This is a genomic window from Microcoleus sp. PH2017_24_DOB_U_A (assembly GCF_020738205.1).
In the GTDB taxonomy this organism is placed as follows: Bacteria; Cyanobacteriota; Cyanobacteriia; order Cyanobacteriales; family Microcoleaceae; genus Microcoleus.
The window spans coordinates 1-7,199 of record NZ_JAEQCT010000173.1; the positions used below are offsets into that span (position 1 = coordinate 1).

At 46.3% G+C, this 7,199-nt stretch carries 5 protein-coding genes, 2 tRNA genes and 1 pseudogene; 2 read left to right on the plus strand and 6 right to left on the minus strand.

The genetic code is table 11. The features are described 5' to 3' along the window. A pseudogene (locus tag JGK07_RS32020) lies at positions 1-168 on the minus strand (photosystem II q(b) protein); the annotation flags it as partial. Positions 169-526: 358 nt separating this feature from the next. Here JGK07_RS32020 and cofG point away from each other — a divergent pair. Beyond that, positions 527-1,492, plus strand: coding sequence for a 7,8-didemethyl-8-hydroxy-5-deazariboflavin synthase subunit CofG (gene cofG / locus JGK07_RS32025; RefSeq protein ID WP_293212019.1), 966 nt, complete (start codon positions 527-529; stop codon positions 1,490-1,492). 127 nt (positions 1,493-1,619) lie between these two features. Here the strand turns inward: cofG and JGK07_RS32030 are convergent, their stop codons facing one another. From JGK07_RS32030 to cpdA, 3 genes are all read right to left on the minus strand, one after another. Then, on the minus strand, positions 1,620-2,396 hold the full coding sequence (locus tag JGK07_RS32030; RefSeq protein WP_293187049.1) for an SDR family NAD(P)-dependent oxidoreductase: 777 nt from the start codon (positions 2,394-2,396) through the stop codon (positions 1,620-1,622). A 208-nt stretch (positions 2,397-2,604) separates the two neighbouring features. Beyond that, positions 2,605-4,083, minus strand: coding sequence for an alpha-amylase (locus JGK07_RS32035; RefSeq protein WP_293187048.1), 1,479 nt, complete (start codon positions 4,081-4,083; stop codon positions 2,605-2,607). A 439-nt stretch (positions 4,084-4,522) separates the two neighbouring features. Next, positions 4,523-5,302: a 3',5'-cyclic-AMP phosphodiesterase gene (gene cpdA / locus JGK07_RS32040; RefSeq protein ID WP_293199305.1), complete on the minus strand. Its 780-nt coding sequence runs from the start codon at positions 5,300-5,302 to the stop codon at positions 4,523-4,525. Between the two features lie 206 nt (positions 5,303-5,508). Between cpdA and JGK07_RS32045 the strand changes: the two genes are divergently transcribed. Further along, a tRNA-Cys gene (locus JGK07_RS32045) sits at positions 5,509-5,579 on the plus strand. 430 nt (positions 5,580-6,009) lie between these two features. Here the strand turns inward: JGK07_RS32045 and JGK07_RS32050 are convergent. Continuing rightward, positions 6,010-6,091: transfer RNA gene (locus JGK07_RS32050), tRNA-Leu, on the minus strand. Between the two features lie 127 nt (positions 6,092-6,218). Beyond that, a complete protein-coding gene (locus JGK07_RS32055) occupies positions 6,219-6,929 on the minus strand; it encodes a peptidoglycan-binding protein (protein ID WP_293187046.1) in 711 nt (236 codons plus the stop codon). Between the last annotated feature and the right edge of the window lie 270 nt (positions 6,930-7,199).

The following is a 7,199-nucleotide window of genomic DNA, read 5'->3' on the forward strand; positions in this document are numbered from 1 at the left end:
AGGAGCAGCGATGAAGGCGATTACGTAACAGATTGTTGCAGTCAGCAAGGTAGGAATCATCAAGACTCCGAACCAACCTACATAAATGCGGTTGTCGGTGCTGGTGACCCAGTTGCAGAATTGCGACCACAGGTTAGCGCTTTCGCGCTGCTGTAAAGTAGCTGTCATGGTTTTATGATTGCTTTATTTGGTTTTCAATGTTCGTGACGGCTTTGTGTTCCGCCATGTAAATAAACATAAAGCTTTTATTTCGGTTTGTAAAGGGGTATTAAGCACAGTTTTTCTTATAAGTATTATAAGTATAATTAATATATAGCTGTAAAGCTTGCTATACAAGGGTTTAATGGCTGAGAAAGGAATGGGATGGCGATCGCACCAAGAAAAAAATGCTCATAATTTAGCTGATAACGAGATTCGGGACTGGCGTGAGTGTTAAGATAAATGAAGGAGCGCGATCGCCAACCGCAAAACTCCCAGTGAGATATATATGTTATTGCGTAAGTCCGATCGATAAAAATCCCAAGGAATGTCCCGCACCGTCACCTACAGCCCTGCCTATACGTTGGTTCCCACCTACGAGTGTTACAATCGCTGCACCTATTGCAATTTTCGGGCCGAACCGCTGCAAAGTCCTTGGCTGACACTCACAGAAGCCGAAAAACAGCTCAAATTGCTGCTTCCTCAAGGTGTAATTGAAATTCTGATCCTCAGCGGCGAGGTACATCCCCAGAGTCAACGGCGCAAAGCCTGGTTTCAGCGGATTTACGATTTGTGCGAACTGGCACTTAGTCTCGGATTTTTACCGCATACTAATGTGGGGCCGCTCAGCTTTGAGGAGATGGCACAGTTAAAACAGGTGAATGTCTCGATGGGGCTCATGGTAGAACAGTTGTCCCCCAATTTGTTAAAAACGGTTCACCGACACGCACCGAGTAAAGTGCCGGCGCTGCGGCTGCAACAGTTAGAATGGGCTGGGGAATTGCAGATTCCGTTTACCACTGGTTTGCTGTTGGGAATTGGGGAAGCTGAGGCGGATTGGATTGAGACGTTGGAGGCGATCGCCCGGATTCATTCGCGCTACAATCACATTCAAGAAGTTATTTTGCAGCCTCACAGTCCGGGAAACAAGCAAAGTTGGGACGGCGAAGTTTTTGATGCTACAAAAATGCCACAAGTAATTGCGATCGCCCGCAGCATTTTACCATCTGAAATCGCCCTACAAATTCCGCCGAATTTAGTTGCACAGCCCCAAATATTGCTAGCTTGTTTAGAAGCAGGTGCGAGAGATTTAGGTGGAATTGGGCCACTGGATGAAGTTAATCCAGATTATCCTCACCTGCAACACCAAACTTTAACAGAAATTTTAGCAGCAGCCGAATGGCAACTCGTGCAGCGTTTGCCTGTTTATCCTCAGTACGATAACTGGCTACCGCAGAGATTGCAAACTGCTGTCAAACAATGGAGAATTGGGGGGAATATTTATCAAATATGAATTGCGCGCGGCGGGTTAGAAACCGGGTTTCTTAGAAAAATTAGGGTTTAGTAGCGAGGAATTAGGGAAGAAACCCGGTTTCTCGATACCCATGTGTAAGTCCTATAAACTTGCATAATATCAGATTTTAAATCAAAGAACCGCCGCCATCAATCCAGACTTCAGTACCTGTGATAAAGCTGGAGGCATCGGACACCAAAAATAAAACTAATTGAGCGATTTCTTCGCTGGAACCTGCGGTATTATCAGTCAACGGAATCACATCTTTAATACAATCAGCCGGGACTAGGATGCGATCGAGATGGCGCTTAACGGTACTTTGATCGATCGCAGTCAGCACTCCACCCGGACATATCACATTGACTCTGATGTGGCTGGGTGCAAGTTCTAGCGCCAGCATTTTTGCAAAAGCTACCTGCGCTGCTTTGCTGCAAGCGTAAGCTGTAGCGCCAACTTTCCTGAAACTTCTGGTGCCGTTAATCGATGATGTAATGACGATGGAACCTCCTTGTTTTTTGAGATAAGGAACAGCATACTTAACCGTCAAAAAAGTTCCTGTGAGGTTGATGTTAATTGTCCGATCCCATTCATCCGGTTCTATCTCTTCTATCGGCGACCAGACACCATTAATCCCCGCATTTGCGAACACAATATCAATTCTTTGATATTCGTCAAAAATTGTTTCAAATGCCTGTTGCATATGCTTAGAATCAGCCACATCTGCGGCAATCGCCAGCCCGCAACCTCCTTGATTGACCAACTCGCGGACGGTTTCTTGTGCTGTTTCTAAAATGCGATCGATAATTGCAACTTTTGCGCCTTCTTGGGCGATTAATATTCCTGCTGCACGTCCAATGCCCGACCCGCCGCCCGTAATTACGGCAACTTTTTCTGCAAGTTTCATAATTTTTTATTTAAATAATTTAGTGGCGCGATCGCCTATAAAGTAAGATTAGAAAGAGAGGACTGAAGTCCTCACTACGAACAGGCTTTAATCAGCAAAAATCAGAAATAGCCAAGTAAAAAATGGTTGGATAGGACGATCGTAGCCGTAAGGTGCGCAGCGCGCACCCTACTTCAGATAGAGGATGCCGTCAAGATTTAGGTCATGCTTAGGGCTGAGGAACCCAGACAGAAACTGAACCGGCGTTGCACCTAAAATCAGCCCAACCATCGTCATTAGTTGCGATCGGTTCTTTGATGTGTTCGGTGATGTCAATATAAGTTTGATTTGGATGTCCGACTTCCATAAACTTAGTGCCATCGCCTCCATTACTCAGTACCACAGCCATACCGCCCGGATGTTCTTCATCTCCGAGTCGCGTCCAGCCAATCGTGTTGGCGTGGTCGAAGTAATCGTACTGATTCCCGTAGGAATAAGTTTGGCGTGCGAACAAGAATTGATCGAGAATCCCTTGATGTTTGTCTAACCAAATCTCGTATTCGTTGCCATCATTTGCTGTGTCCTTATAGTTTGCGCCGTAATAATCTGGGTAAAAAATGCACGGATATCCTTCGCTACGCAGCAGGATTAAAGCGTAAGCTAAGGGTTTAAACCAAGCCTCGACAACTGATTCTAGGGATTGCAAAGGTTGGGAATCGTGGTTGTCAACCAAAGTAACCGCGAGGGTTGGTTGGTCTTTTACCAGGGTGTTGTCAAAAATGGTACGCAAGTCGTAGCTATTGCCAGCTTTGCTAGCAGCGTGGAAGTTGTAGTGGAGGGGCGCGTCAAATAACGATACTTTACCATCCGTTGCTTGGATGAAGTAGTGCAAAGCTTCCACTTCGTAAGACCAATATTCACCGACGGCAAATAGGTCGCGTTTGGCATAGTTGCGGACGTGTTCCAACCATTCTTGGAAAAATTCTGCTGCTACGTGTTTGACGGCATCGAAGCGAAATCCATCAACGTTTGTTGTATCGACATACCACTCGCCCCAATATTTTAATTCGCCGGTGACTTCTGGGTTGTCCATATCTAAATCGCAACCCATGAGGTAGTCAAAGTTGCCCTTTTCTAAGTCTACCCCTCGATCGAATTCTTTGTCTTTGAGCAGGTAAACGGCATGGGTGTCTGTGTTGTAAACGTTGTAATCAATGGCGTCAAAATGCCACCAATGCCACTCCATGCTGGAATATTTTTTGTCGCGGCCTGGGAAAGTAAAATGTGTCCAAGCTTTGATTTTTTGATATTCGCCTACGGTGTCATTGCGGTTGTCTGGATTGAAGGGTGTGGCTTCGGCTTCTTCTTCTGCATCTGCACCTAATTTGTGGTTGAAGACAACATCGGCATAAATCCGAATTCCTACATCTTGTGCAGCTTTGATCGCGCGCAAATATTCATCTTTTGTGCCGTATTTGGTGCGTACCGATCCTTTTTGGTCGAATTCACCTAAGTCGAATATGTCGTAAACACCGTAACCTACATCCATCCCGCCGCCGGTTCCTTTATAGGCGGGCGGCAACCACAGGGATGTCACGCCTATTTTTGCTAAATCTTTTGCAGATTCTGCTAGCTGATTCCACAGGCTGCCATCAGCGGGGTTGTACCAGTGGAAATACTGCATCATGACGCCATTGACTTGAGACATATTAAGTTTCTCCTGTTTTGTAAGGTTGTCAGATATATTTTTGTTCGTTGTCGGTGCGCTCTAAATATGTCTGCAATTTACGGTCAATACTTATCATAAAATGTTGACCTTAATAAAGATATCTATCTGTTGATAGATTGACAATTGAGTGTGTTTTTGCTAATACTGTTTTGATATATAATTCAGTAAAAAATATGTTCTATGATTTGTAAATTTGGGTTCAGAAACTTGCTGAATATTGTTGTTTGCTGTTTGCGTTTGAAGCAACACAATCAAATTGGTTGGCTCGTTTGGACTTGAGTTATATGATTTTTACTGGGGACTGAAGTCCTCACTACTAACCAATTTGATGCGGACTGAAGTCCTCACTACGAACCTAGTAGAGGATTCTTGGATTTGTCGATCGCACAACTACCCACCACCTCTTAACTGTAAATTATCAAGTTGTTGCAGGTTCTGTGGCTACTCGCTCAATCTTAGTTTCCCAAGTACCATCGATCGCCAATTCGAGCAATCTAAATCCGGGCCCGATAGTATCGAGGACAATCGGATGGCTTTTGGGTAGCAGTTGGATGCAGGTACTCGGCGTGCCCAAGTAGGAAACTCCGTCTCGCTGTTGATGAAATTCTTGGTGAATGTGCCCGCAAAGGACGATTTTGATTTGAGGGTATCGATCGACAATTGCGAAAAATTCATCGGCATTGTGCAGCATCATTCCATCCATGATTTCACAGTCGATCGCCAGCGGATGATGGTGCAAAGCGATCGTAACAGGTCGATCGCCCGTTTGTTGCAGTTGAGAGTCCAGCCACTGCAAGCTGTCTGGGGAAAGCCGCCCGCCGTCGCATCCCGCTTCCACACTCGAAAGCAGCACAAACTGCCAGTTTCCTAGCATCCAGGATTTTTCAGGGGAAATCGGCGGCTGATTTAAGATTTCTGCCATGACTGGGATGTTGTCGTGGTTTCCCGGTATCCAGTAGGCGGGAATTCCCAGGGGGGCGATGAGGGAGATGAGGCGCTGGTAAGATTTGGGTGTTTCGTCTTGGGATAAGTCGCCTGTCAGCAACAGTAAGTCGGGGGGCGGCTGTATCTGTTGCAGGCGATCGAGAACTGCTAGCAGGGTGCGGGTTGTCGAGATTCCTTTCCATTGTCGATCGCACTCTGCGAACAAGTGAGTGTCGGTGATTTGGGCGACGAGTAGGGGAGAATCTGGTGTCATGGCTGCTGTTGCGGGTAAAGCGGAGGCGATCGAGCTATTTCTAGATTAGCCTGGGATGCCGTTGTGGGGGCGATCCTCTTCGTTGGCGTAGCCCCCGTAGGGGCGGGCTTCGCTAACGAACATTGGGCGATGGAAATTTTTGAGAGATATGTTGAAATAATCAGGATTTAGTGTATTATCGTATAACGTCAATTTTCAGACGTAACGGCGGCATAGCCAAGTGGTAAGGCAGAGGTCTGCAAAACCTCCACCCCCAGTTCAAATCTGGGTGCCGCCTTTATTTTTATGTGTTTGTACAATCTCGAAACTCCTTGTTTGCAAGGTTTCTGGGATTGTAACGGAGTGTAACCCGCACGTAATCGCATACAATCGACCACAGAAAGTAATGCAGATTTAATGTAATGGAAAATCAAGCGAATCCGGCGGGGGAGGTTGAATCAGACCAATGGAAGACTAAAGGCGGCGAGGATAGGTGTTCTGATTGAAGAAAGAGACGATCGCCTTTCCTTGTGAGCAAAAACCGGTTAATCGAGGATCGATCGAGACTCCTCAATGGCATAGCCATAAGTCTTAGGATCGCGAATTAAATAATTTACACATATTTGTGGGATGGGCGTCCCGCCCGTCCATAAAGGACGGGCGGGACGCCCATCCCACAAGAAGAATAAAAATTGTAAGTTATTTAATTCTCATTCCTTACAAAGCGATGCGGATAAAAGGACTTGAACCTTCACTCCTTTCGGAACCAGAACCTAAATCTGGCGCGTCTGCCAATTTCGCCATATCCGCATTTTGACATTTGATTATTATAACACACAACATAGCGATAAGTCAACATCCAAAAACCCGGTCATTTTTGCACGCCGGGTTTATTGAGTTATAGGCACAGCAATTTTCCGTATTTTTAACTCATTACTTAGTTTTGCCCGATCGCCTTCCAGGTGATTTCGTCAACCACGCCGTCAGCAGTCAAACCCTTATACTCCTGAAATTTCTTCACAGCCGTAGCAGTGCGAGCGCCAAAAATGCCGTCGATGGGGCCCGGATCGTAACCCTGCATTTCCAGACGCACCTGTAGCGTCTTCACCTTGGAACCGGCAGCACCTTTAGTCAGAGCAGTTGCAGGATTGCCGGGAACAGGATCGCTGTTCTGAGTGGGAGCATTCCCCTGCAAATTTTCAGAAGCTGGCGCCGGATCTGCGGCTAAAGCTGTCCAAGTTTCTTTGTCCACGATGCCGTCGGAGTTCAACCGCTTAGACTGCTGAAAGGCACTGACAGCGGATGTGGTGCGAGAACCATAGGAACCGTCGATCGTCCCGATCGCGAAACCGTGAACCAGCAACCGCTGCTGTATGGCGGCAACTTCTGGGCCGTCTGCTCCTGCGGAGATAGTTTTTTCCTTTCTCACAGGCTTTTGCTCTCCTGCATAAAAAGGCTTGTTAAACATATCTCCTTGGGTAGTTGCTTCGGGCTGTACTGACGCACCCGGATCGGCGGGAGCTGTAAAGTCTCTGCGGTACTGTTCCTGCACAAAGGGTTTAGACTCGAAGGCTGCATTTGCCTTTTTAGTCAGCCCTGGAGCTAGCAGAGCGAGCACGCTGAAAATCGTAACAGTAGTTACACGCATAAGTTTCATCCTATTGGTGAGGTTTGACAAGGTTTCCCTGTTTTCTATGTTTCTCAATCTCATTGTATTACCCGGATAGCTTTCTGAGAAATATAGTAGAATGCCGAAGGAAGTTCGACCGCCGATTCTGTAACCGATTTAACGGATGGTTTGAAGGTGATTTTTTGATTAACCGCTCGTAAAAACCTGGACAAAGCTACCCAAAAGTAGTCAATGTTAGACATCTACGTTGGTAATTTTAGTCCACAGTCCTAAAACTACAGGAATAAA

Excerpts from the sequence above, each read along its gene's own strand:
- JGK07_RS32030 (WP_293187049.1), bottom strand. The coding sequence starts at position 2,396 with ATGAAACTTGCAGAAAAAGTTGCCGTAATTACGGGCGGCGGGTCGGGC.
- JGK07_RS32055 (WP_293187046.1), bottom strand. The coding sequence starts at position 6,929 with ATGCGTGTAACTACTGTTACGATTTTCAGCGTGCTCGCTCTGCTAGCT.
- cofG (WP_293212019.1), top strand. The coding sequence starts at position 527 with ATGTCCCGCACCGTCACCTACAGCCCTGCCTATACGTTGGTTCCCACC.
- JGK07_RS32035 (WP_293187048.1), bottom strand. The coding sequence starts at position 4,083 with ATGTCTCAAGTCAATGGCGTCATGATGCAGTATTTCCACTGGTACAAC.
- cpdA (WP_293199305.1), bottom strand. The coding sequence starts at position 5,302 with ATGACACCAGATTCTCCCCTACTCGTCGCCCAAATCACCGACACTCAC.